We start from the raw sequence: 1,950 nt of genomic DNA on the forward strand, positions 1-1,950 counted from the left end.
AGTTGTTTTCGCTGTCGTTTTTCCAGCAGTTTTCGTTGCTGTCTTAGTTGTCGATGTGGACGACTTTTTGGCAGTAGAAGAAACGGCTGACTTACTAGATTTTGTGCTGGACTTCTTAGTAGATGCCTTCGCCTCCAAAAGTTCCACAGCCTTTTCCAGCGTTATTTCTTCCACCGATAAATCTTTCGGAATGGAAGCATTCGTTTTCCCGTGCTTGATATAGGGGCCGTAGCGGCCATCATAGATATTCACGGGTTCGTCATCACCTGGGTGAGCGCCCAAGGCTCTTAAAGGTTCCTTCGACTTGTTGCTACTGCCGCCGCGCCCCTTCTTAGGCTCAGCCAGGAGTTCCAATGCACGTTCTAACGAAATTGTCAATACATTATCGCTAGATTTCAAAGAACGAAAGTCTTTACCTTCCTTACCTTGGTCGTGAACAACGTAAGGGCCAAAACGTCCCAGTGCAGCTTGAATTTTGGCACCAGTCTCCGGGTGATGGCCTAACGTTCTGGGGAGAGCCAGCAGTCGCACTGCTGTATCCAGAGTGACATTCTCCAGGGTGACATCTTTGGGCAAAGAAACCCGTTTCGGCTTTTTATTTTCCTCGGTGACATCGCCCAGCTGGACGTAGGGGCCATAAGTGCCGATCAGTACGTAGATCGGCTCCCCGGTTTCCGGATGCAGTCCCAGTTTTTCTGGCCCCTCAGTTTTCTGGCGCAGCAGCACCTCTACTTGTTCTGGGTTGAGGTCGGCGGGAGTCAAATCCTTGGGAATCGAGGCGGTAACAACACCGTTGCCGTTTTCTGCCTCTATGTAAGCGCCAAATTTGCCGATGCGGACTTTGGCATCGAGGTTTTCCAATTCGATCGCACGAGCTTCGTTGGGGTCAATTCCGCTTTCCCGTTCTTTCACCTGAGTTTCCAGACCCTGTTCTCCCAGGTAGAATTCCCGCAGATAGGGGAGCCAATCCGCTTCGCCGGTAGCGATATCATCCAAAGTCTGCTCCATCTGGGAAGTAAAACTGGTATTTACCAAATCGGGAAAGTGTTTTTCCAGCAGACCGGTCACGGCAAAAGCCGTAAAAGTAGGGATGAGGGCGTTGTTATTCATCTGAGCGTAGCCGCGATCGATAATCGTACCGATAATGCTGGCGTAGGTACTCGGACGCCCAATCCCTTCGCTTTCCAAAGTTTTCACCAGAGAAGCTTCTGTGTAACGCGCTGGCGGCTGGGTTTCGTGACCGATAGATTCTATCTCTTTGCAGTTAGGCCGAGTTCCCACCTTCAGAGGTGGTAAAATCACCTCTTGGTCTTCCAATGCGGCTTCCGGGTCGTCGGAACCCTCCACGTAAGCACGCAAATATCCGGGAAAATCAATTCGCTTACCAGTAGCACGAAAACCGGCATCCTCCACTTGCAAATCGACTGTGACGAGAGTTTGTCGGGAATCTGCCATTTGGGTAGCGACAGTACGCTTCCAAATCAAATCGTAGAGTTTGAATTCCAGACCGCTGAGGGCAGTTTCTTGCGGCGTGCGGAAAGTGCTACCGGCTGGACGAATAGCTTCGTGAGCTTCCTGAGCGCCTTTGCTTTTGGTCGTGTAGCGACGGGGTTCGGGACTGAGGTATTGTTGACCGTACATTTGCTCGACGCAACTGCGGGCAGCTGTGAGAGCTTGCTCGGACAAATTCACCGAGTCCGTTCTCATGTAGGTAATGTAGCCCTGCTCGTATAAATTTTGGGCAATCCGCATTGTATCGCGAGCAGAAAGGCGCAATTTCCGGTTAGCTTCCTGTTGCAGTGTCGAGGTGGTAAACGGTGGAGCGGGTTTGCGAGTGACCGGACGCTCCTCTAAATTGGTCACCGTCCAAGTTTTGCCGATGAGTCGATTTTTGAGTGCTACAGCATCGGCTTCGTTGAGCAGAATAACATGGCGATCGGCAGCAATTCG

General features: G+C 51.2%; 1 protein-coding gene. It reads right to left on the reverse strand.

Annotated features, from left to right (window positions below):
• A partial coding sequence (gene topA, locus H6S82_RS31285; RefSeq protein WP_191057340.1) for a type I DNA topoisomerase occupies positions 1-1,950 on the reverse strand: 1,950 nt, incomplete at both ends.

This window comes from Planktothrix sp. FACHB-1355, assembly GCF_014748295.1.
Taxonomy (GTDB): Bacteria; Cyanobacteriota; Cyanobacteriia; order Cyanobacteriales; family Aerosakkonemataceae; genus Aerosakkonema; species Aerosakkonema funiforme_A.